This is a genomic window from Arthrobacter sp. MDT1-48-3, from assembly GCF_054511015.1.
The window spans coordinates 63,902-84,726 of the sequence record NZ_JBTNDL010000001.1 but is presented as its reverse complement, the minus strand read 5'-3'; the positions used below and the strand labels follow the sequence as shown (position 1 = coordinate 84,726).

The window sequence follows — 20,825 nt, the reverse complement described above, 5'->3', positions numbered from 1 at the left end:
GGAAGAATAGGCACCGTGCCCATCCTGAACAAAGACATGACCCTCTGCATCTCCCTGGCCGCGCGGCCGAGCAACATCGGGACGCGCTTCCACAACTACCTCTACGAGGAGTTGGGCCTGAACTTCATCTACAAGGCCTTCACCACCCCGGACCTGCCGGCGGCCATCGCGGGCCTGCGGGGTCTCGGGATCCGGGGCTGCGCCATCTCGATGCCGTTCAAGGAAGACGTCATCGCGCTCGTGGACCGGTTGGACCCCTCGGCGAAGGCGATCGATTCCGTCAACACCATCGTGAACGACGACGGCGTCCTCACCGCGTACAACACCGACTACCTCGCGGTGGAGCGGCTCCTGCGGGAGCATGCCGTGCCGACGTCGCATTCGGTCCTCGTGCAGGGGTCCGGGGGCATGGCCAAGGCCGTCGTCGCAGCCCTGCGTGATTCCGGGTTCACACGGGTGACCGTCGTGGCCCGCAACGAGCGCACGGGCCGGGCTCTCGCGGACCTCTACGGCTTCGCCTGGCAGCAGACGGTGGGGGAGTCGACGGCCGACCTCATCCTCAACGTGACGCCGCTCGGCATGGCCGGCGCGGACGCCGACGCCCTCGCCTTCCCGGCAGCCGCCATCGAGGCGGCACGGGTGGTGTTCGACGTCGTCGCCTCCCCGTCGGAGACGCCGCTGATCCTCGCCGCCCGGGCAGCGGGCAAGCCGGTCATCACGGGTGCGGAGGTCGTCGCACTGCAGGCCGAGGAGCAATTCGTCCTCTACACGGGTGTCCGTCCCACGGCGGAGCAGGTCCGGGCTGCGGGGGAGTTCTCGCGCCGGGAGGCGTAGCAGGCGGGTCGGGCGGCGGCGTTTCCCTGCGCCGGCAGGCGGTGCCGACGGGGCCCGGGCCTAGACCTCGGCGCGGACCCTGAACCACCGCACGCCGTGCGGTTCGAGGGTGATACCCGCTGTCAGGTGCGCCCGCTGCCCGGTGATGAGTTCGAGGGCCCTTCCCGGCAGGCCGGAGAGGGTCCGGGCGCTGACATCCTGCGGGGTGTCGGCGAAGTTGGCGAGGACGAGGACGGTGGAGTCCTCGTCGTTGAGCAGGCCGGGCCGCTGGTAGCCCAGGACATGCGGGTTGTCGGTGTGGAAGGGGACCAGGCGGCCGCCGGTGAACTCGGAGGTGTGCTTGCGCACCTCGATGAGGCGGACGAGGCCGGTGTGGACGGCCCCGGCGTCCGTGGCGGGGTCCTGCCGGGTGGCGTAGCGGTCGGCCGGGTAGGCCGGCCGGCCGACCCAGCGGCTGTCGCCGGCCTTCGCAGGATCGGAGAGGTAGGTGTAGTCGTTGAGCTGCCCGACCTCGTCGCCGAGGTAGAGCAGCGGGATGCCGCCGGTGCTGAGGATGATCGAGTGGGCCAGCAGGATCCGCGCGACGGCGGCACCGGGGGCCTCCTCCGTGCCTCCGGTCTCGGCCGCTTCGAGCCCGGCGAGGGACGCGGTGGTGCCGGAGATGCGGCAGTCCCCGGTGCGGGGGTTGTCCTGGAACGGCACGCCGCGGGCGAAGCTGCCCGGGAACCGGTTCACGTAGAAGGCATTGAGGAACCGGCGGTGGTCGTGCCCGTTGATGCCCAGTTCGGCGGCATCCTCGTCGGAGAAGGTCCAGCCGATGTCGTCGTGGCTGCGCACGTAGTTCACCCAGGCGGTGCCGTCGGGGATCTCGTGCCGGCGTTCGAGGGCTTGGGCGAGGAGGGACACCTCCCGGGTGGCCAGGGAGTTCCAGATCAGGGCCATCTGCAGCGGGTTGTAGCTGAGCTGGCACTCACCCGGGTCGATGTACTGGACCACTTCGTCGGGGTGGACGATCGCCTCGGACTTGAACAGCAGCGACGGTGCTGCGAGCCGGCAGACGGCGTTGAAGGCCTGCAGGAGCAGATGCGCTTCGGGGAGGCTCTCGCAGGTGGTGCCGAGCTGTTTCCAGATGAACGCGACGGCGTCCATGCGCACGATGTCCACGCCCTGGTTCGCGAGGAAGAGCATCTCCCCGGCCATGGCCCGGAAGACCCGGGGGTTGCGGTAGTTGAGGTCCCACTGGAAGGAGTGGAACGTCGCCCAGATCCAGCGGCCGTCCTCGAGCTGCACGAAGGAGCCGGGGTGGTCGTCGGGGAAGATCTCGCGGACCGTCCGCTCGTAGGCGTCGGGCATGCCCCGGTCGGGATAGATCCAGTAGAAGTCCTCGTAGTCCGGGTCTCCGGCGACGGCTCGGCGCGCCCAGTCGTGCTCGTCGGAGGTGTGGTTGAAGATGAAGTCGACCACGAGGGCGATGCCGTTCTCCCGCAGTTCGCGGGCGAGGTCCGCGAGGTCGTCCATGGTCCCGAGTGCCGGGTCCACGTCGCGGTAGCTCGAGACCGCGTAGCCGCCGTCGGAGTTCTCCGCCGGCGCCAGGAACAGCGGCATCAGGTGCAGGTACGTCAGGCCCAGCTCGCGGAGGGAGGGGATCCGGTCACGCAGTCCGGCGAGGTTCCCCGCGTACAGGTCCACGTAGCAGACCCCGCCGAGCATCCGGTTCGAGGCGAACCAGTCCGGCGCCATGGTGCGGGCGGCGTCGAGGGCTTTCAGGTCCGCGGGCCGGTCCTGCCAGGACGCTGCGGCGTCGAGGACCACCTGCAGGAGCTCTCCATCCGCTCCCGGACCGTAGATGCGATGGAACAGGGCCTGCAGACGCGGGAACTCGGCATCGAAGCGCGCCAGGAACGAGGACCAGTCCGCGTCGGACGTTCCGGAGAGGCGCGATGCCTGCACCTCCACGCGGACACGGTCTTCGGGGAGAGGCTGCGGGGAGCTCATCCGGCAAGCCTATTGCAGCGGAGCGGCCAGGGGCGGAGCACGTCCTGCCGTACGTCGGCTGCAAGAGCACGGAGGGCGTGGACGGCCGGGAACGCCGGGTGCTGCCGCCCGGCCTCGACGGGAGCATCCGCGAACCGCAGGAGCACGCCGTCGACGCGCGAAGCGCCGCGCCCCTTCCGGGACGCGGCGCTTCGGGACGTTCCGGCAGGTGCGCCGGTACTACTCGGAGACGGGGATCGACTGCGATTTCAGCGAGTCGACGGTCTTCTGCTGTCCGTTCTCGAGGGCGTCCATCAGGGTGCCGGAGCCACCGATGGCAGCACCGAATCCGTCCGAGACGTCCGTGTAGGTCTGCGTCATCGTGGGACCCCAGGTGAAGTCGGGGTTCACGTTCGCGGAAGCGTCGGCGAAGACGTCGTAGATCTTCTGCCCACCGTAGTACTCGACGCCGCCTGCGAAGGCCTCGAGGTCGGTGGCCGACTTCGCCGCGGGGTAGAGGCCGCCGAGCTCGTTGGCCAGCGCGAGTGCCTCGGGATCGGTGTTCAGCCAGAGCGCGAACTTCGCGGCCTCGGCCGGGTGGTCCGAGCCCTTCAGTACCGCGGTGGAGGAACCGCCCCAGTTGCCGGCGGCCTCTCCGCCGTCCTCCCACTGCGGCATCGGGGCGACGGCCCACTTGCCGGAGGTGTCGGGCGCGCCGTCGGACAGGGTGGTCGCACCCCACACGGCAGAGACCCAGGTCCACTGCTGGCCCGTGTTGAACGAGGCGTTCCACTCGTCCGAGAACGACGGCAGCGTGGAGACGAGGTCCTTGGACAGCAGGTCCTGCCAGTAGGTGGCCACTTCCTCCGATTCGGGGCTGGTCAGGTTGACGTCCCAGTTCTCGCCGTCGTTGGCGAACCACTGGCCGCCGTTCTGCCAGACCATGCCCGCGAACCAGTTGACGTCCGTCTTCGGGAAGTTGGTGATGTAGGAGCCCTGCGCCTTGATCTGCTCCGCCGCCGCCGCGTACTCCTCCCACGTGGTGGGAACCGCGATGCCGGCCTGCTCGAAGAGGTCCGCGCGGTAGTACATGGCCATCGGGCCGCTGTCCTGGGGGACCGCGTAGACCGAGCCCTCCTCACCGAAGGTCACCTGGCCCCAGGTCCAGTCCACGAACTGGTCCTGGGCGTCGGCGATGCCCTCGCACTCGGCGATGTTCTCGAGACCGTCCTGTACGCGGAAGTTGGGCAGGGCGTCGTACTCGATCTGGCCGAGGTCCGGTGCGTTGCCCGCCTGGATCTGGTTGAAGAAGTTCTGGTAGGTGCCGGAGTTGCCGTTGGGGCCGGTCTGCACCTTCACCTGGATGTCAGGGTTCTCGGTGTTCCAGAGCTCGGCCACCTGGTCCATGCCCGGGACCCAGGTGGTGAAGCTCAGTTCGACGGGTCCTTCGGAGGCCTCGCAGGGGACGGCTTCGGCCCCTGCCTCGGAGCTGTCTCCGCCGGCTGAACAGCCGGAGAGAGCCAGCGCAGAGATCATGGCAAAGGCCGCGGTGACTTTTCCGTAATGCGCGCGCATTGTCTTTCCTATCGGTTGATTGAGCAGTGCGGTGCGGGGCGGACGCCGGCGCACCAGGAGTGCTGGTCGGGGAGTGCTGGTCGGGGAGTGGTGCTACTTGACGCTGCCGGCGCCGAGCCCGCTGCTCCAGAAACGCTGGAGTGCGAGGAAGGCGATGATCAGCGGGAGGATCGAGACGAGCGCCCCGACGATCACGAGGGACCGCAGTTCGGGGATCTGGCTGATCTGGCTGTTCCAGGCGTACAGGCCCAGCGTCACGGGGAAGAGGTCCTGGTCGCGGAGCATGATCAGGGGCAGGAAGAAGTTGTTCCAGATCGCGACGAACTGGAACAGGAAGATCGTCACCAGCGCCGGTGCCATGAGACGTGTGGACACCGTGAAGAAGGTGCGGATCTCTCCGGAGCCGTCGAGCCGGGCCGCCTCGAGCAGTTCCCCCGGCACGCTGGCGGCGGCGTAGATCCGTGCCAGATAGACGCCGAAGGGACTCACGAGGCTCGGCAGGAACACGGCCCACATGGTGTTGGTGAGGTTCACCTGGCTGAAGATCAGGAACAGGGGCAGGGCCAGGGCGGTCGCGGGGACCAGGACGCCGCTGAGGACGATGTTGAAGATCGCCTCGCGTCCCCTGAACTCGTACTTGGCGAGCGCATAGCCGCACATCGCAGCGATGATCGTGCCGATCAGTGCGCCCACGCCGGCGTAGAGGGCGGAGTTGAGCAGCCAGCGGCCGAACAGTCCGTCGCCGTAGGAGAAGAGCCGTCCCAGGTTGCCGAAGAACGTCCCGAGGGAGTCCGCGGTGAACCACAGGGGTGCGGTCGAGGTGACCTCGCCGCCCGTCTTGGTGGACGTGGTCAGCAGCCACCAGATAGGGGTCAGGAAGTAGAGGGTGAAGACCCCCATGATGAGCATCGCGGCGCTGCGGGACATGACGCTCTGCCGCGGTCCGCGGGTGCGGGTGTCGGCGCTGTTCGCCGTCGAACGTCCCCCGCGCTGGCGCTTGGGGGCGGTGGCTGGGGCTGCCGTCACTGGGTGACCTTCCGCTGGGTCGACTTCAGGAAGATGAAGGAGAGGATGAATGTGGCGAGGGCCAGGACCACGGAGAACGCCGCGGCGAGGTTGTAGTTCGGCACGGACGCCGTGGTGTAGACCGCGAGGTTCGGTGTGAAGGTGCTGTTGATCGCCGAGCTGAAGCTGCGCAGCGTCTGCGGCTCGGCCAGGAGCTGGAGCGTCCCGATGATGGAGAACACGGCGGTGAGGATGATCGCGGGGATCACCAGGGGGATCTTGATGCGCCAGGCGATCTGGATGTTGCTCGCACCGTCGAGCCGGGCCGCCTCGTAGATCTCGGTGGGGATGGCGAGCAGCGACGAGTAGATGATGAGCATGTTGTAGCCCACGTAGACCCAGGTCACGATATTCGCGATCGCCCAGAGGACGAGGTTGCCGGACAGGAAGTCGATGTTCGAGGTGACCGCGCCGAAGGGGGAGAGCGACGGCGAGTACAGGAATCCCCACATGATCGCGGCGATCACCCCGGGCACGGCGTAGGGGGCGAAGAACGCGAGCCGGAAGAACTTCTTGCCCTTGAGCAGGGGAGAATCGAGGAGCAGCGCGAACAGCAGGGCGAGGCCGAGCATCACCGGCACCTGGATCGCGCCGAAGAGCAGCACGCGTCCCACGGATTCCCAGAACGCGGTGTTCTGGAACACCTGCTCGTACTGGACGAAGCCGCCGAAGACCTGCCGTGGCTTGCCGAATGTGCCCTCGCGCTCCACGGTGAGCAGCGACTGGACGACGGCGTAGACGATCGGGATCGCGTAGAAGGCGAGGAACAGGATCGCGAAGGGTGCGATGAACAGGGCCACCGCGCGGCGCTGTGCCCCCGACGAGCGGTTCTTCCTCGTGGCCGGGGGCGCCTTCGGGGCCTCCGCCGGCGTACTAATGACTGTCATTGCCTGCATCCTTTCGGCTCTGCGACGAGCCGTCGGTGTCGGGACGTGCTGGGGTGGTGCGAACGACGCGGACGGCGCCGGCGGGAACGACGACGACGTCGGCCACGGCCTCGGAGGTCAGCAGTTCCAGGCCGTGGACCCGGTGCTTGCGGTCCTCGGCGGAGTGGTTGATCAGGAAGAGGTAGTCGTGTCCGTTGCCGCGGCGGGTCACGGCCTCGAGGCCGGACTGCGCCTCGGTCAGCCGGACCCCGGCGGTGACGGCGGCGCGCAGCAGCAGGTCCTTCAGGACGCTGCCGTCGAGCACGGTGCCGACGTACCAGGCCTCGCCCGTGCCGAAGCGGTTGCGGGTGACGGCGGGTGCGCCGGCGTGATGGCCGGTCGCATAGCTGAGCACCGGCTCGGCGGTGGTCAGGCGCAGCGCCTCCGACCACAGGGACGCGGGCGAACCGTTGTCGAGTGGAAGCGGATGCGCCGGATCGAGGGGGAAGAACTCCTCGGAGCGGACGCCGAGCAGATCCCGGAAAGCCCCGGGATAGCCTCCGGGCCGCACCCGCTCGTTCTCGTCGACGATCCCGCTGAAGAAGGTGACGAAGGCAGAGCCTCCGCTCTCCACGAAGTCGCTGATGACGGCGGCGTGCTCGTCGCGGACCAGATAGAGGTTCGGGACCACCACGAGCCGGTAGGCGGAGAGGTCGGCGCCGGGCGGCACGACGTCGACGGTGATCCCGGCATCCCAGAGCGCCCTGTACGCGGCATGGATCTGCTCGATGTACCGTACGTCGCCGGACGGATGCGAGTCCTGGTCGTGGGCCCACCAGGCCTCCCAGCTGAAGACGAGCGCCACCTCGGCATGCACGGTGGTGCCCGCGAGCTCGCGCAGCTTTCCGAGCGAGGAGCCGAGTTCGACCACGTCGCGCCAGATCTGCGAATCCGTGCCGGCATGCGGCACCATCGCGGAGTGGAACTTCTCGCTGCCCTGCAGGGAGGCCCGCCACTGGAAGAAGCACAGGCCGTCGGCGCCACGGGCGAGGTGGGTGAGTGAGTTGCGGATCATCTCGCCGGGGCCCTTGGCGATGTTCCGCGGCTGCCAGTTCACGGCTCCGGTGGAGTGCTCCATGAGCAGCCAGGGCCGGCCCTGCGCGAGCCCGCGCGTGGTATCGGCGGCGAAGGCCAGCTCGGCCAGCGGCGCGTCGAGGCGGTGGTCGAGGTAGTGGTCGTTCGCGATGACGTCCATCTCCGGTGCCCACGTCCAGTAGTCCTGGTTGCGGATGTGCGCGGCGACCATGAAGTTGGTGGTCACCGGGGCATCGCTGTTCCGACGGAGGACGGCCTCCTCGGCCGAGTAGTGCGCGAGCAGTTCGTCCGAGCTGAAGCGGTTGAAGTCGAGCGTCTGCGTCGGGTTGGTGGCCGAGAGGGTGAGCCTGGGGGGCAGGATCTGCTCCCAGGCGGAGTAGCGCTGGCTCCAGAAGGCGGTGCCCCACGCCGCATTGAGCGCATCGAGATCCCCGTAGCGAGCGCGGAGCCAGTCCCGGAACGCCTCGGCGGAGACATCGCAGTAGCACAGGGAGTTGTGGCACCCGATCTCGTTGGAGACGTGCCAGATGCGCAGGGCGGGGTGGCTGCCGTAGCGCGCGGACACCTTCTGCACGAGGGCGAGGGCGGAGTCCCGGTAGACGGGGGAGCTGGGACAGAAGGCCTGGCGGCCGCCGGGCCAGCGGACGGTGCCGTCGGCCGCGCGGGGGAGGATCTCGGGATGCGCCGTGCTCAGCCACGCGGGGGTCGACGACGTCCCGGTGCCGAGGTTGACGCCGATCCCGTTCTCCGCGAGGAGGTCCATCACCGCGTCGAGGTTCTCGAAGCGGAACGTGCCCTCCTCGGGCTCGAGCTCCGCCCAGCCGAAGATGTTGACGGCGACCAGGTTGACGCCGGCCTCCTTCATCAGCCGGACGTCCTCGTGCCACACGGACGGGTCCCACTGCTCGGGGTTGTAGTCGCACCCATACACGAGCTGTCCTGTGCCGGACAGTCCTGCGACGGTGGTTGTGCGTGCCAAGCCTGCTCCTCGGTGGGGGTGTGCCGAATCCCTGCGACTGCGTGAGGGAGAAGACGAGCGGCGTTCTGTGAACGCTCCCAGAATTGGGCGGCCGAGCTCTCCATCGAGAATCTGTGAACGTTCCCAGAGTAACTGCGGTCACATCGGCTGTCAACGGCGGTCGATGCTCCCGCTGCTCGACCGGTACGTCCCTCCCTGCGCGGCGACGTCCGTCCCGGACCTCCGCAGCAGCGGGAGTGTGGCTCTCGGCCCCCGTGGAGTTGTACCGTTCTCGAACCACTCTTCTTCCTGGGAAGGTTTCGATGATGAGACGTTTTCTCCGTAGCTCCGCCCTGCTCGCCGCCACGGCGGTCGCCCTGTCCGTCGCCGGCGCGTCCCCCGCGTCGGCCATCACCGAGGGCAGCCCGACGGCGAGGAGCACCCGAATGTGGGGCTGATCCTCGCCTACGGTGACGATGGCGGCCGGTACCGTTGCTCGGCGACCCTGATCGAGCCGACCGTCCTCCTGACCGCGGCGCACTGCACCGACGGGACAGTGGGAAGCACCCTGGTCACCTTCGACTCCGTGGTGGCTGTGGCGCCGCCCGCACCGTTCCCTGACGCAGCGGATGCGTCGGTGGGGTACACGGACGCGGAGATCACCAGCGCCGGCTACCTGTCGGGCACCGCTGCCACCCATCCCGGGTACTCGGACTTCACGGATGTCGACAACTGGAACGACGTCGGTCTCATCGTCCTCGACGAGCCGGTCACCGATATCGAGCCGGCGACGATCGCGCCGGTCGGGTACCTCGACCAGTTCGCGTCGCCCGCGCTCAACCGGACCCTCTTCGAGGTCGTCGGCTACGGCACGGAGGTGCGCAAGCCGGAGGCCGGCCCGCAGAAGCCCCAGCCCATGTCCTACCCGCTGATCCGCCGGAACACCACATCGCCGGGCCAGAAGCTGACGCCGCAGATCCTGCAGTTGCAGGGCAACCCGAACGACAACCGCGGCGGAGGCGGCACCTGCTTCGGTGACTCAGGCGGACCCGTGTTCCACGGTGACTACATCGTGGCCGTCACGAGCTACACCTACACCGCGAACTGCCGCTACCTGGGCGGCTACCAGCGCGTGGACATCCCCGTGGTGCAGGACTGGCTCGCCGACGAGCTCTGACATCGTCCTGCCGGGGTCAGGCCCCGCCGGTGATCCTCGACCGCAGGACCGGCACCCCTGGCCCCGACAGGTCGGCGAGATACGCCGGGCGTCCGGCGAGGCACATCACGAGGGCGAGCAAACTTCCACGGACCTCGGGCCCCTCGCCGGACGCGAAGGGGGCGTCGGTCGCGTCCAGTCGCAGGCCGGATGCGACACGGCGACTCGGGACGGTGAAGTTCCTCGCGACGAAGAACTCCGCCACCGGCAGCAGGGCGTCGACGCCGGGCTGCGTGGCGATGCCCAGCGGCCGCCGGATGTCCTGGGCGTGCACCACGATCTCCCCGAGGTATGCCGGCAGGTGCGGCGACGGTGCGATGGACAGGTTGACCACGGCGCGGAACCGGTCGAGCGTCGCCGCGGCAGTGGGGCCGCGGTGCTCGGACAGCCTGCGCCGGTTGTGAACGGCAGGGCGGAAGCCCGCGAGGAGCATGCTCCTGATCCACGTCCGGCCACCGACGGAGGCTGCCGCCGAGAGATGCGCCGTCACCTCCTCGACGCTCCATTCGCCGCAGAGGGTAGGCAGGTCCCACTGCTCCGGGGAGAGCGCGGCGAGGTCGTCCGCAAGGGACGCACGCTCCGCATGGACCAGGTCCCACAGCGCGTCACCGGCAGTCACGACCGCGCGGCCCCCGGTGCCGGAGGCCGCGCGTCGTCGTGCCGGCCCGAGGCCCGGCGTCATGCCGGCTGCTGCTCCCCGTACTTGGCCTGGACGGCTTCCCAGTCGCCGGTCCGGGCGATGGGGTCCATCCACATGATCTCCCAGGCGTGGCCGTCCGGGTCCGCGAAGGAGCGCGAGCGCATGAACCCGAGATCCTGGGCCTTGCCCTCGGTGGCGCCGGCCGCGAGGGCCCTGTCCACGAGGGTGTCGATCTCGGCGGGATCCTCCACACCGAGGGCGTTGATGACGGCGGAGGTGGTGCGGGTGTCGGCGACCGGCTTGTCCGTGAACAGCGCCCAGTGATGGTGCCCGAGGACCATCAGGTAGATGGTGTCGCTGATGATCACGGCCCCGGCGTCGTCGTTGGAGAAGTTGGGGTCGAGCGTCCAGCCGAAGCTGGTGTAGAACTCCTTCGACGTCGCGAGATCACTGACGGGGAGGTTGATGAAGACGTTGGTGGACATGGCCGCTCTCCTGTTCCTGTGGTGGCCCTGCTGGGCTCTTGGTACCTCTGAGACGGACGGTAGCTCGGGAAATCATCTGTGCCGGACGGTCGATCCGGCAAGGGGTACCACGGCAGGGGCGCGACGGCGGTCCTCTCCACGCCCGCGGATTTCTCGTGCGCACCTCTTGCTAAGCAGGCTGATCAGGGCCACAGTGAGGTGGAAAACCACAGGGGAGGCCGACCATGAGTACTTCTGCCGAGCACGTGTCCGACGCACCCACCACCACCGGGGAACCGGAGCTGAAGCGGGTCCTCGGACCCAAACTGCTCCTCCTGTTCATCGTCGGGGACATCCTCGGGGCCGGCGTCTACGCCGTGACGGGCACCATGGCCGGCACGGTCGGCGGCCTGGTCTGGCTGCCGTTCCTGCTCGCCTTCATCGTGGCGACGCTGACCGCGTTCTCCTATCTCGAACTCGTGACGCAGTACCCCCAGGCCGCGGGGGCCGCGCTCTATACCCACAAGGCGTTCGGCATCCACTTCGTGACCTTCCTGGTGGCGTTCGCCGTCGTCTGCTCGGGCATCACCAGCGCCGCCACGTCCGCGAACGTGCTCGCCCAGAACTTCTTCGGCGGACTCGAGATCAACGGCTGGCTGGACATGCCGGGCCAGGGTGTGATCACCGCCGTCGCGCTCGGCTTCATGGTCCTCCTGGCCGTGATCAACCTCCGCGGGGTCGGCGAGAGCGTCAAGTTCAACGTCGTGCTGACCCTCGTGGAGGTGGCGGCACTGTGCATCGTGATCGGTGTCGGGTTCCTCGCGATGGCGCAGGGCAACGGCAACGTCGGTGAGATCTTCGTCTTCACCGACTACCAGGACAAGGGCATGTTCCTCGCGGTGACGGCCGCGACGTCCATCGCGTTCTTCGCCATGGTGGGCTTCGAGGACTCCGTGAACATGGTCGAGGAGACCCAGAACCCCGAGCGCATCTTCCCCCGGACCATGCTGACCGGCCTCGGCATCGCCGTCATCTTCTACATGCTGGTGGCGATCTCCGTGGTCACGGTGCTCAGCCCCACCGAACTGGAGGGCATCCGGGAGGCCGAGGGAGCGGCCCTGCTCGAGGTGGTGCACAAGGGTTCGCCCGATTTCCCCATCGACAGGATCTTCCCCTTCCTCGCCGTCTTCGCGGTCGCCAATACGGCCCTGATCAACATGCTCATGGCGAGCCGCCTGATCTACGGGATGGCACGGCAGGACGTCCTGCCCCGTCCGCTCGCCAAGGTCCTGCCCGTGCGCTGCACGCCCTGGGCCGGTATCGCCTTCTCGACCGTCCTGGCCCTCGGTCTGATCCTCTACGTGACCAGCGATCCCGACAGCAACATCGTCGCGAACCTCTCGGGCACCACGGCGTTCCTGCTCCTGTGCGTGTTCACCATCGTGAACGTGGCCTGCGTGGTCCTGCGCCGCAAGCGGGACGTCAACCGGAAGGTGTTCTTCACGTCCCCGGGCCCGCTTCCCGTCGTGGCGGCACTCCTGTGCGCCTTCCTCGCCGGTCCGTGGGTGGGGCGCGACGTCGTCCAGTACCAGATCGCCGGCAGTCTCATGGCGATCGGCGTCGTGCTCTGGCTCGTGACCTGGCTGATCAACCGCAGGACCAATACCGAAGCGGGCGACCCGACGGCGGTCGACGGCTGAACAAGCGCCCGGCTGCCGCTAGCATCGCAGCATGGAGATCCTCCGCTACGCAGCCTTCACCGACCGCGCCGACGGCGGGAACCCCGCCGGGGTGGTCCTCGACGCCGACGGCCTGACGACCGGGGAGATGCAGGCCATCGCCACCGGCCTGGGCTATGCGGAAAGCGCCTTCATCTCGGAGCGGTCCGGCGGCGCGGCCACGATCCGCTACTTCGCACCCGAGGCCGAGATCCCGTTCTGCGGCCACGCGACGATCGCCACGGGAGTCGCGCTCGCGGAACGCGAGGGGGCAGGGACCCTGCTCCTGTCGACGCCGGTCGGCCCGCTCGGCGTCGACAGCAGGAACGTGTCGGGCCCGTTCGTCGCGTCCCTCGTGACGGTCGAGCCGCGGGTCGAGGTCATCGCGCCCGCCGTCCGCACGGACCTGCTGCGCCACCTGCGCCTGGGCGAGGACGACCTGGCCCCTGACCTGCCCGTGATGCTGTCCTTCGCGGGGAACATCCATCCGATCGTGCCCGTGCGCAATGCCGCCGTCCTGAGGAGCCTCGACTACGACTACGACGGGCTCAAGCGGCTCATGGCCACGCAGGGATGGAATGCGACCGTCGCCGTCGTGCACCGGCTCGGTCCCGCGGTCTTCGAGGCCCGCAATCCGTTCCCTCCCGGCGGGATCCGCGAGGATCCTGCGACCGGGTCCGCGGCGGCATCCCTGGGCGCCTACCTGCGGGCACGGGGCGAGGTCACGCCGCCGGCGACCCTCACTGTGCACCAGGGAGCCGACGTCGGCCGTCCCTCCGTCATCACCGTCGGCATACCCCGCACGGGCGGCGTGACGGTCTCGGGCGGAGCCGTGCCGATCGGCGCATAGGAGCGCGCCGCCACGGAGATCTGCGCGCTAGGGTCCTGCGATGGGTGCCGACAGGGCGTTCGTGGCGGACATGAGATCGGCGGGCGCCAGCTCGATGTCCAAGCCGCGCTGGCCCCCGGACACGAACACCGTCGGATGGTCGTGGGCCGACAGATCGATCACGACGGGGGAGGGCTGCCGCTGCCCGATGGGGGAGATCCCGCCCAGCACGTAGCCCGTCCGCCGCTGGGCCAGTGCGGGATCGGCCATCGCGGCCTTCCGCTTGCCGAGCGCGACGGCCAGCGCCTTGAGGTCCAGGGATCCGCTGACGGGCACGACCGCGGCAACGAGAGTGCCGTCGACGCTCGTCATGAGCGTCTTGAACACCCGCTCGGGTGGGACTCCCAGGGCGGCGGCCGCTTCCAGCCCGTAGGAGGAGACGCCCTCGTCGTGCTGGTAGGGCCGGGCGGTGAAGGGGATGCCGGCCGCGGTGAGGGTGGCCAGTGCGGGGGTGCTGCGGGACCCTGCGACCTTCCTGCCCACGGCACCTCCTCGGGTGTTACGACGCTGCGGCGACGTCTCCCGCCGGCGCCAGCTCCCGGACGTCCGGGTGGCCCCAGGCGCCGGTGAAGTCGCAGGACAGGATGAAGTCGGTCATCACCGGGCCGGTGAGGACGAGCCCTTCGAGATAATCTACGCCGTCGCGCCGGGCCGGTTCCACTCCGCGGGACCGGAGGGCGTCGAGGACGGCACTGGTGTCCGTCGGGTCCGCTTCGTCCGTGCCGTCCGAGGTGGCCACGGCTCGTAGGGAGGACCAGTAGAGGTAGAGGCCCTCGACCTCATCGAGGGATGCGAGGGTGCCGTCGGCGGTGACGGTGGTGCATTCCTGGAGGAATTCTTCGATGTGCTGCGTCATGGTGGTGATCCTTTGCAGTGTCTGGAGAGCAGTGCCGGTGCAGGATGGGCCGGCGGAGGGGACCGCCCGAGCGTGATGTGCTCGGGAGCGATCGGGTGCGGGAGTGCGAGGTGCGCAGTCACCGCGTCAGGGCGCTGGAGAGCCCGCGGGAAGGGGTTACGTCGTCAGGACAGCGCGGCGCGTGCCGGGGCGTGGACTGGACGTGGGCGCAGGTCGGGATGCTGCACCGCCTGCGAGCGGCTGTGGAAGAAGGGCTTCGTGGTTGCTCATGATGCACTCCCCCTATCGGGGATGGTGCTCTGCTGTTGCGTGCCCGGCGGTAGCACCGGGGAACGAAGAGAAGAACCGGGGGCAGCCGCCTTCTTCTAGACAACTGCCTTCACCCTACGCCCTTTCCGCGCCGATGGCCCGGAGAGGCTCGGCTACAGTACAGATATGCCCCCTCGCACCCGTAACCGCCGGGCGACGATCAATGACGTCGCGAGCGCCGCGGGGCTCTCCCGGGGCACCGTCTCCCGGGTCGTCAACGGCGAACGCTACGTGTCGGACGAGGCACGGACAGCCGTCGAGGAAGCCATCGCCCAGGTGGGATACGTGCGCAATTCGGCCGCGAGGAACCTCGTGACCCAGGAATCCCGGGCGATCGCCCTGATCATCCACGAGCCGCACTCGCTCCTGTTCGAGGACCCGAACATCGGCTCCATCCTCCTCGGCGCCAACGCCGTGCTCTCGAAGGCCGACTACCAGCTCGTCTCGCTCATCATCGACTCGGACCGGGACAGCCGCAGGGTCGCCGACTATCTCCGGGGCGGGCTGGTGGACGGTGCGGTGATCGTCTCCGCCCGGGCGTCGGACCCCATCGCGTCGGCGGTGCGGGACATCGGTGTGCCGGCGGCCTTCGTGGGGCATCCCCCCGGCACGCCCGACCTCCCGTACGTCGCCATCGACAACGCGGCGGCGGCCCAGGCGATCACGCGGCGGCTCGTGGAGACGGGCCGCAAGCGGATCGGCATGATCGCCAGCGCGATGGACCGGGACTCGGGACATGACCGGTTCACCGGTTTCCGGAACGCCCTGGGCGGGCGCTTCGACGCCTCGCTCGTGGTCGAGTACCCGCTCTACACCTACGCGGCGGGCCTCGAGGGGATGCAGGAGCTGCTGCGTCGCTGCCCCGAGATCGACGGCGTCTTCGCGGCGTCCGACGCCGTCGCCGCGGGGGCCATGACAGCCCTGCAGGAATCAGGACGGAAAGTGCCCGACGACGTCGGGATCGTCGGCTTCGACGACAGCAGCTGGGCGCTGCGTACCCGCCCGCAGCTGTCCACGGTCAGGCAGCCCGCGGACCTGCTCGGCAGCACCGCCGCAGAGCTCGTCCTGGCCCAGATCAGGGGACTGCCGAGTCCGGTGCAGGTCCTGGAGACCACCGTCGTCTGGCGTGATTCGGCCTAGTCCGGGTAGCGCCCAGCCCAAGGAGGACCGCCATGTGGATCGGGTTCATCGAGTTCGACGTCCTGCTCGGCGACGTGCATTCGCTGAAGGGCAAGCGCTCCGTGGTGCGTCCGCTGGTGTCGGACCTGCGCCGCACGTTCGAGGTGTCCGTCGCCGAGGTCGGCAACCAGGACCTGCACCGCCGGGCCGTCGTCGGGGTCGGCATGGTCGGGGGCGACCGGCAGCACCTGGTGGACGTGCTGGATCGCGTGGAGCGATACGTCGCCGCGAGGCCGGAGGTGGAGCTCCTGAGCGCCCGGCGGCGGCTCCTGAGCAGCGAGGACTAACGCCGGCAGGCGGGCGGGTGCGGACTCCGGTCCGCCCCACCGGGTGCCCGCCCGCGCGCTGCCCTCAGGAGGTCGCGAGTCTGTGCAGCGCGCCGTCGTCGAACGCGTCGAGCAGCGCCCGGATGTCCTTGTACACCTCGACCGCCCCGGCGTCGCGCAGCTCGGCCTCGCTCGTTCCGCCCGAGGCGAGTCCGATCGTGGGGATCTTCAGGTCGGAGGCGGCGAGGACGTCCCACACCGAGTCCCCAACGAACACGGCGTCTGCCGCATCCAGGCCGCCCGCGTCGAGCGCCGCCCGGAGGATGCCCGGGGAGGGCTTGCTGTTCTCGGCGTCGGAGGAGCTGGTCGCGGCGCTGATCGCCTCGTCGGCGCCGATGATCCCCCGCAGCACGCCCAGTTCCTGCTGGGAGGCGGACGACGCGAGGACCACCGTGAGGCCGTCGTCGGCGCAGCGGCGCACGAGGTCCGCGGCTCCCTCGAAGGAGCGGAGGCCGGGCCAGTAGGTCGAGAAGACCGCGCCGTGCGTCGCGTCGAGTTCGGCGTCCTCGTCGGCGTCGCGGTCCTCGCCGAGGAGGTGCGCCACGAGTTTGTCGCCGCCCATCCCGATGGCCCTGTGGATCTCCGCCATGGGGACGTCGTGGCCGAACCGGCGGAACGCCTGCCACCAGGCGAGGGTGTGCTGGTAGTTCGAGTCGACGAGGGTCCCGTCGACGTCGAAGAGCACGCCGTGCCGTCTTCCCGGTGTCTCCGCCGTGCCGTCCGCCATCTGCTGCCTCCCGCTCGATCCGTCTGTTCTCCCACCGAGTCTAGGAACGCGGACACCCGGACGGTGCGCGGCACGGTCGGTTGCGGGCAAGGGCGATGTGTGGCCTGCCGTCACGCCGGGCCGGCGGGCTCGACGACGACCGCCACCCGTTCGTCGCCGATGCGGGTCAGCACGAGCGTGGCCTTCTTGCGTCCCTTGCCCGATCCCGTCAGCAGCTGCTTCCGCACCTCCTCCGGCGTCACGGACGTGCCGCGCTTCTTGATGTCGAGGACGCCGATGCCTTCCGAGCGCACCCATGCCCTGAGCGCCTTCACGTTGTAGGGCCGTACCTGCAGCACGCGGTAGGCGCGCGCGAAAGGAGTGTCGGTGAACGACGGCGCGCAGATGTAGGCGATCATCGGGTCCAGCAGGTGCCCGCCGAGCTGCGCTGCGAGGTCCGCCACGAGTTCGGCGCGGATCACGGCGCCGTCGGGCTCGTAGAGGTAGCCACCGGGCTCGCCGACCGCGGCGGTGGGGCCCTCGCCGAACTCCGCCCCCGACACCATCTCCGCGGCGCCGCGGGGACCGATGACCAGCGCAGCCCGCCGGACGCCGTCGCGGCGGAGCGCGTTGAACCAGAGGCCCACCTCGGTGACGTCCCCGTCCACGGAGATCCACTGCGCCTCGCACGTCGACGGGATCGCCCCGTGCGGCATGCCGGGGCCCATCTTCACGCCGACGGGCGTCCCGCCGTCCGCCAGGCGCTGCACGAAGGACAGGGGAGGCGAGAACGCCTCGGGGTCGAAGAGTCGCGACGTACCCGACGTCGTCGTGGTCCGGCGTGCCGGATCGAGCCACACGCCGTCGTAGTCCGCGGTGTCCACGGATGCTGCGTCGGCGTTCACGACGCGCGCGTTGGGGAAGGGCAGCAGGTTCATGGTCGCCGCCGCGGCGGTCGTCTCGTCGAGTTCGACGGCGGTGACCTCGCGATCGAGGGTGGCCAGGGCCATGCTGTCCGCGCCGAGGCCGCAGCCGAGGTCCGCGACCCTCACGAGCCCGGCGTCGACGAAGCGCTGCGCATGGCGTGCCGCGACCATCAGGCGCGTGGCCTGCTCCAGTCCGGTCGAGGTGAACACCATGTGCTCCGCGAAGGGCCCGAACTTCGCGGACGCCTTCGCGCGCAGGCGTGACTGCGTGAGGGCGGCGGCGACCACCTCGGGGGAGTGGCCGGCCTTCCGCAGCTGCTCCGAGAGGCGCAGGCTGTCTGCCTCGGTGTAGGGCCCGAGCGAGTTCAGCAGCTGCCAGCCCTCGGGCGTCAGGATGTCCGCGATGTTGTCCGAAGCCATGCTGCCAGCCTAGGCGAAGTAGACGCCGATCCTGTTGCCCCGGATCCGCTCCACCTGGATGTCCACGTCGTACACGTCCCGCAGCACGTGCGGTGTCATGATCTCTTCCGGCGTGCCCGAATGGATCAGGGCGCCGTCGCGCATCGCCACAATCGTGTCCGAGTAGCAGGAGGCGAAATTGATGTCGTGGATCACCAGCACCACGGTCTTCCCGAGGTCGTCCACGAGCCGGCGGAGCAGACGCATCATGTCCACGGAATGCCTCATGTCGAGGTTGTTGAGCGGTTCGTCGAGCAGGATGTAGTCGGTGTCCTGCGCCAGCACCATGGCGATGAACGCCCGCTGGCGCTGCCCGCCCGAGAGCTCGTCCACGAACCGGTCGGCCAGGTCGGTGAGGTCGAGGTAGTCGAGCGCCCGGTCGATGTGCTCGCGGTCGACCACGGTGGGCCGCCCGTTGTTGTGCGGGAACCGGCCGAACCCCACGAGGTCGCGCACGGAGAGCCGGACCGTCAGCTGGTTCTCCTGGCGCAGGATGGACAGGGTCCGCGCGAGGGCGGGACCGGGCGTCGTGCTGACGTCCAGCCCGTTCACCCGGACCGAGCCGGCGTCGAGCGGGAGGAGCCGGCTCATCATCGACAGGAGGGTGGACTTCCCCGCGCCGTTGGGTCCGATGATCGAGGTGACACCCCCGCTCGGGATGGTGCAGGTGACGTCGTCCACCACGGTGGAGCTGCCGTAGCGCTTGGTGGCGTGGTCGATGGTGATCATCGGATACGGCCTTTCAGGAGGAGTGCGAGGAAGACGATTCCGCCGGTGAACTCGATCACGATGCTGAGCGCGGTGTCGAACTCGAAGACCTGCTCGAGGACCAGCTGCCCGCCCACGAGGGCGATCACGCCGAGCAGCACGGCGATGGGAAGCACGACCGCGTGCCGGAAGGAGCTGCACAGCTGGTACGCGAGGGCGGAGACGAGCAGGCCGAAGAACGTCGCCGGTCCTACGAGGGCCGTGGAGACGGCGACGAGCACCGAGCAGATCACGAGGACCAGCGTCACCGTCCGCCGGTGGTCCACCCCGAGCCCGACGGCGGTGTCCCGGCCCAGGGCCAGGACGTCGAGGCGGTGGCGCAGGCGCCAGGCGGGTACGCAGAGCCCGGCGACGACCACGGCGGAGATCAGCAGGAGCATCGGGTCCACGCGGTTGAAACTCGCGAAGAACAGGTCCTGCAGGATGATGAACTCACTCGGATCCATCAGGCGCTGGAGCAGGGACGAGGCACCCCGGAAGAAGACACCGAACACGATCCCCACCAGGAGCAGCAGGTGGAGGCTGTGCCCGCCACCGGTGAAGAGCCACCGGTACAGCAGCCAGGAGAAGGCGACCAGGAGCGTGACCTCGACGGCGAAGCGGAGGGGCGCGCCCAGTGTGAGGAGGGTCGAGGCGCCGAGGGCGAAGGCGAGGACGGTCTGGATGAGGATGTAGAGCGCATCCAGCCCCATGATGGACGGCGTCAGGATGCGATTGCCGGTGACGGTCTGGAACAGCACGGTGGAGACGCCCACGGCGGCGGCGACCAGCACCATGGCTCCGACGCGGTTCAGGCGCCGCGGCAGCACGTAGGCGAGGTTCCCCTGGAGGTCGACGAGGAGGAAGGCCGCGATGAGTGCGGCGGCGGCGATGCCGAGCACCACCAGCCAGGCGGCGGGCGGGAGGGTCTTCGCGGGCTTCCGCCCGGTCTGCACGACGGCGGTGGGCAGGGCGGTGGTCCTAGCGCGCACGGGCGGTCCTCCGGACGAGCAGGGCGATGAACAGGGCGCTGCCGACCACGGAGACGATCACGCCGACCGGCACCTCGTAGGGGAAGCGGATGATCCTCCCGAGGATGTCGCAGGCGAGGACGAAGCCTGCGCCGAAGACGGCGATCCAGGGCACGGACCGGCGCACGTTGTCACCGATGAGCAGTGACACGAGGTTGGGGACGATCAGCCCGAGGAACGGGATGGCTCCCACGACCACGACCACGACGGCGCTGATCAGGCTGACCAGCACGAGTCCGAGGTTCATGGTGCGCCGGTAGTCCAGCCCGAGGTTGGTGGTGAACTCCTCGCCCATGCCGGCCACGGTGAAGCGGTCCGCGCACACATAGCCGACGACGGCGAGGACGGCGACGATCCACAGCAGCTCGTAGCGGCCGCGGACGAGGCCGGAGAAGTCCCCGATCATCCAGGTGTTGAGCGTCTGCAGCAGGTCGAAGCGGTAGGCGAAGAAGGTGGTCACCGCCGCGATGACGCCGCCGAGCATGATCCCGACGAGCGGGACGATCAGGGTGTTCCGCAGCGGGATACGCCGCAGGACGGCCAGGAAGAGTGCGGTCCCGGCCACAGCGAAGACGGCCGCGATTCCCATCTTCGCCACGATCGGCGCACCGGGCAGGAGCAGCGTGGCGACGAGGATCCCGGCCGTGGCCGATTCCACCGTGCCGACGGTGGAGGGCTCCACGAACCGGTTGCGGGCCATGAGCTGCAGGATGAAGCCGGCCACGCTGAGGGCGACGCCTGCCAGGATGATCGCCAGCGTGCGGGGGACCCGGCTCACCAGGAAGGTCTGCCAGACATCGGGGTCGCCGCCCAGCAGGTCGGCGGGGGAGACCTCCGAGACTCCGACGAAGAGGCTGAGGACGGCAAGCAGCAGCACGGCTCCGCCGGCCGGCCAGAGGGCCGGCGATCGGGTGGAGCCGTGCTGCTGTGCGGCCCGCTGGGGCCGGAGGGAGAGTGCTGCCATGGGGGCGCCGGCCGTGGGTACGGCGGAG

General features: G+C 69.3%; 21 protein-coding genes. 7 read left to right on the top strand and 14 right to left on the bottom strand.

The window, feature by feature from the left end:
- Window positions 1–15: 15 nt before the first annotated feature.
- Entirely contained in the window at window positions 16–834 is an 819-nt protein-coding gene (locus tag ACX80L_RS00375; RefSeq protein WP_459286991.1) for a shikimate 5-dehydrogenase, read from the top strand.
- A 60-nt stretch (window positions 835–894) separates the two neighbouring features.
- Here the strand turns inward: ACX80L_RS00375 and ACX80L_RS00370 are convergent, their stop codons facing one another.
- From ACX80L_RS00370 to ACX80L_RS00350, 5 genes are all read right to left on the bottom strand, one after another.
- Entirely contained in the window at window positions 895–2,829 is a 1,935-nt protein-coding gene (locus ACX80L_RS00370) for an alpha-amylase family glycosyl hydrolase (RefSeq protein ID WP_459286989.1), read from the bottom strand.
- A 219-nt stretch (window positions 2,830–3,048) separates the two neighbouring features.
- Window positions 3,049–4,383 carry an ABC transporter substrate-binding protein gene (locus ACX80L_RS00365; protein ID WP_133082499.1) on the bottom strand — a complete coding sequence of 445 codons (1,335 nt, stop codon included), beginning with the start codon at window positions 4,381–4,383 and terminating at the stop codon, window positions 3,049–3,051.
- 93 nt (window positions 4,384–4,476) lie between these two features.
- Window positions 4,477–5,310, bottom strand: coding sequence for a carbohydrate ABC transporter permease (locus ACX80L_RS00360; RefSeq protein ID WP_133082590.1), 834 nt, complete (start codon window positions 5,308–5,310; stop codon window positions 4,477–4,479).
- Window positions 5,311–5,405: 95 nt separating this feature from the next.
- Window positions 5,406–6,344, bottom strand: a complete 939-nt coding sequence (locus ACX80L_RS00355) for an ABC transporter permease subunit (RefSeq protein ID WP_133082500.1) — start codon at window positions 6,342–6,344, stop codon at window positions 5,406–5,408.
- On the bottom strand, window positions 6,322–8,388 hold the full coding sequence (locus ACX80L_RS00350; RefSeq protein WP_459286987.1) for a beta-galactosidase: 2,067 nt from the start codon (window positions 8,386–8,388) through the stop codon (window positions 6,322–6,324). The genes ACX80L_RS00355 and ACX80L_RS00350 overlap by 23 nt, the downstream gene beginning before the upstream one ends.
- Before the next feature lie 305 nt (window positions 8,389–8,693).
- Between ACX80L_RS00350 and ACX80L_RS00345 the strand changes: the two genes are divergently transcribed.
- Window positions 8,694–8,825 carry a hypothetical protein gene (locus ACX80L_RS00345; protein ID WP_459286985.1) on the top strand — a complete coding sequence of 44 codons (132 nt, stop codon included), beginning with the start codon at window positions 8,694–8,696 and terminating at the stop codon, window positions 8,823–8,825.
- Window positions 8,816–9,544: a trypsin-like serine protease gene (locus tag ACX80L_RS00340; protein WP_459286983.1), complete on the top strand. Its 729-nt coding sequence runs from the start codon at window positions 8,816–8,818 to the stop codon at window positions 9,542–9,544. The genes ACX80L_RS00345 and ACX80L_RS00340 overlap by 10 nt, the downstream gene beginning before the upstream one ends.
- 16 nt (window positions 9,545–9,560) lie before the next feature.
- On the opposite strand, the gene ACX80L_RS00335 is transcribed toward ACX80L_RS00340, so the two are convergent.
- The gene (locus tag ACX80L_RS00335; RefSeq protein ID WP_459286981.1) at window positions 9,561–10,265 is read right to left on the bottom strand and encodes a maleylpyruvate isomerase family mycothiol-dependent enzyme; all 705 of its coding nucleotides are present in this window, start codon (window positions 10,263–10,265) and stop codon (window positions 9,561–9,563) included.
- Window positions 10,262–10,708, bottom strand: a complete 447-nt coding sequence (locus ACX80L_RS00330; RefSeq protein WP_459286979.1) for a VOC family protein — start codon at window positions 10,706–10,708, stop codon at window positions 10,262–10,264. The genes ACX80L_RS00335 and ACX80L_RS00330 overlap by 4 nt, the downstream gene beginning before the upstream one ends.
- Before the next feature lie 224 nt (window positions 10,709–10,932).
- Here ACX80L_RS00330 and ACX80L_RS00325 point away from each other — a divergent pair, with 224 nt between their 5' ends.
- Both ACX80L_RS00325 and ACX80L_RS00320 read left to right on the top strand, forming a co-directional pair.
- Entirely contained in the window at window positions 10,933–12,387 is a 1,455-nt protein-coding gene (locus tag ACX80L_RS00325; RefSeq protein WP_459286977.1) for an APC family permease, read from the top strand.
- Between the two features lie 31 nt (window positions 12,388–12,418).
- Window positions 12,419–13,255 (top strand): PhzF family phenazine biosynthesis protein, encoded by an 837-nt coding sequence (locus ACX80L_RS00320; protein ID WP_459286975.1) that lies wholly within the window; start codon window positions 12,419–12,421, stop codon window positions 13,253–13,255.
- Between the two features lie 27 nt (window positions 13,256–13,282).
- Here ACX80L_RS00320 and ybaK read toward each other — a convergent pair whose 3' ends face one another.
- Together ybaK and ACX80L_RS00310 are read right to left on the bottom strand one after the other, a co-directional pair.
- On the bottom strand, window positions 13,283–13,777 hold the full coding sequence (gene ybaK / locus ACX80L_RS00315; protein WP_459286973.1) for a Cys-tRNA(Pro) deacylase: 495 nt from the start codon (window positions 13,775–13,777) through the stop codon (window positions 13,283–13,285).
- A 16-nt stretch (window positions 13,778–13,793) separates the two neighbouring features.
- Window positions 13,794–14,150, bottom strand: coding sequence for a hypothetical protein (locus ACX80L_RS00310; RefSeq protein WP_133082508.1), 357 nt, complete (start codon window positions 14,148–14,150; stop codon window positions 13,794–13,796).
- 435 nt (window positions 14,151–14,585) lie between these two features.
- Here ACX80L_RS00310 and ACX80L_RS00305 point away from each other — a divergent pair, with 435 nt between their 5' ends.
- Together ACX80L_RS00305 and ACX80L_RS00300 are read left to right on the top strand one after the other, a co-directional pair.
- The gene (locus ACX80L_RS00305) at window positions 14,586–15,599 is read left to right on the top strand and encodes a LacI family DNA-binding transcriptional regulator (RefSeq protein ID WP_133082509.1); all 1,014 of its coding nucleotides are present in this window, start codon (window positions 14,586–14,588) and stop codon (window positions 15,597–15,599) included.
- Between the two features lie 32 nt (window positions 15,600–15,631).
- Complete coding sequence (locus ACX80L_RS00300; RefSeq protein WP_208738968.1) at window positions 15,632–15,925, top strand: DUF503 domain-containing protein; 294 nt, start codon at window positions 15,632–15,634, stop codon at window positions 15,923–15,925.
- 64 nt (window positions 15,926–15,989) lie between these two features.
- Here ACX80L_RS00300 and ACX80L_RS00295 read toward each other — a convergent pair whose 3' ends face one another.
- The 5 genes from ACX80L_RS00295 to ACX80L_RS00275 all read right to left on the bottom strand — a co-directional run bounded on the left by ACX80L_RS00295 (window position 15,990) and on the right by ACX80L_RS00275 (window position 20,797).
- Window positions 15,990–16,691: an HAD family hydrolase gene (locus tag ACX80L_RS00295; RefSeq protein WP_459286970.1), complete on the bottom strand. Its 702-nt coding sequence runs from the start codon at window positions 16,689–16,691 to the stop codon at window positions 15,990–15,992.
- Window positions 16,692–16,801: 110 nt separating this feature from the next.
- Complete coding sequence (locus ACX80L_RS00290; protein ID WP_459286968.1) at window positions 16,802–18,016, bottom strand: class I SAM-dependent methyltransferase; 1,215 nt, start codon at window positions 18,014–18,016, stop codon at window positions 16,802–16,804.
- A 9-nt stretch (window positions 18,017–18,025) separates the two neighbouring features.
- The gene (locus ACX80L_RS00285) at window positions 18,026–18,784 is read right to left on the bottom strand and encodes an iron ABC transporter ATP-binding protein (protein WP_459286966.1); all 759 of its coding nucleotides are present in this window, start codon (window positions 18,782–18,784) and stop codon (window positions 18,026–18,028) included.
- Window positions 18,781–19,794, bottom strand: a complete 1,014-nt coding sequence (locus ACX80L_RS00280) for an iron chelate uptake ABC transporter family permease subunit (RefSeq protein ID WP_459286964.1) — start codon at window positions 19,792–19,794, stop codon at window positions 18,781–18,783. Before ACX80L_RS00280 ends, ACX80L_RS00285 begins: the two co-directional genes overlap by 4 nt.
- Complete coding sequence (locus ACX80L_RS00275; RefSeq protein WP_133082514.1) at window positions 19,784–20,797, bottom strand: ABC transporter permease; 1,014 nt, start codon at window positions 20,795–20,797, stop codon at window positions 19,784–19,786. The genes ACX80L_RS00280 and ACX80L_RS00275 overlap by 11 nt, the downstream gene beginning before the upstream one ends.
- Window positions 20,798–20,825 lie beyond the last annotated feature (28 nt).

Bases quoted from the DNA above. Each gene is read 5' to 3' on its own strand.
- ACX80L_RS00305 (WP_133082509.1), top strand. From the start codon at position 14,586: ATGCCCCCTCGCACCCGTAACCGCCGGGCGACGATCAATGACGTCGCG.
- ACX80L_RS00355 (WP_133082500.1), bottom strand. From the start codon at position 6,344: ATGCAGGCAATGACAGTCATTAGTACGCCGGCGGAGGCCCCGAAGGCG.
- ACX80L_RS00370 (WP_459286989.1), bottom strand. From the start codon at position 2,829: ATGAGCTCCCCGCAGCCTCTCCCCGAAGACCGTGTCCGCGTGGAGGTG.
- ACX80L_RS00320 (WP_459286975.1), top strand. From the start codon at position 12,419: ATGGAGATCCTCCGCTACGCAGCCTTCACCGACCGCGCCGACGGCGGG.
- ACX80L_RS00275 (WP_133082514.1), bottom strand. From the start codon at position 20,797: ATGGCAGCACTCTCCCTCCGGCCCCAGCGGGCCGCACAGCAGCACGGC.
- ACX80L_RS00345 (WP_459286985.1), top strand. From the start codon at position 8,694: ATGAGACGTTTTCTCCGTAGCTCCGCCCTGCTCGCCGCCACGGCGGTC.
- ACX80L_RS00360 (WP_133082590.1), bottom strand. From the start codon at position 5,310: ATGTCCCGCAGCGCCGCGATGCTCATCATGGGGGTCTTCACCCTCTAC.
- ACX80L_RS00325 (WP_459286977.1), top strand. From the start codon at position 10,933: ATGAGTACTTCTGCCGAGCACGTGTCCGACGCACCCACCACCACCGGG.
- ACX80L_RS00290 (WP_459286968.1), bottom strand. From the start codon at position 18,016: ATGGCTTCGGACAACATCGCGGACATCCTGACGCCCGAGGGCTGGCAG.
- ACX80L_RS00285 (WP_459286966.1), bottom strand. From the start codon at position 18,784: ATGATCACCATCGACCACGCCACCAAGCGCTACGGCAGCTCCACCGTG.
- ACX80L_RS00310 (WP_133082508.1), bottom strand. From the start codon at position 14,150: ATGACGCAGCACATCGAAGAATTCCTCCAGGAATGCACCACCGTCACC.
- ACX80L_RS00295 (WP_459286970.1), bottom strand. From the start codon at position 16,691: ATGGCGGACGGCACGGCGGAGACACCGGGAAGACGGCACGGCGTGCTC.
- ACX80L_RS00365 (WP_133082499.1), bottom strand. From the start codon at position 4,383: ATGCGCGCGCATTACGGAAAAGTCACCGCGGCCTTTGCCATGATCTCT.
- ACX80L_RS00330 (WP_459286979.1), bottom strand. From the start codon at position 10,708: ATGTCCACCAACGTCTTCATCAACCTCCCCGTCAGTGATCTCGCGACG.
- ACX80L_RS00335 (WP_459286981.1), bottom strand. From the start codon at position 10,265: ATGACGCCGGGCCTCGGGCCGGCACGACGACGCGCGGCCTCCGGCACC.
- ACX80L_RS00300 (WP_208738968.1), top strand. From the start codon at position 15,632: ATGTGGATCGGGTTCATCGAGTTCGACGTCCTGCTCGGCGACGTGCAT.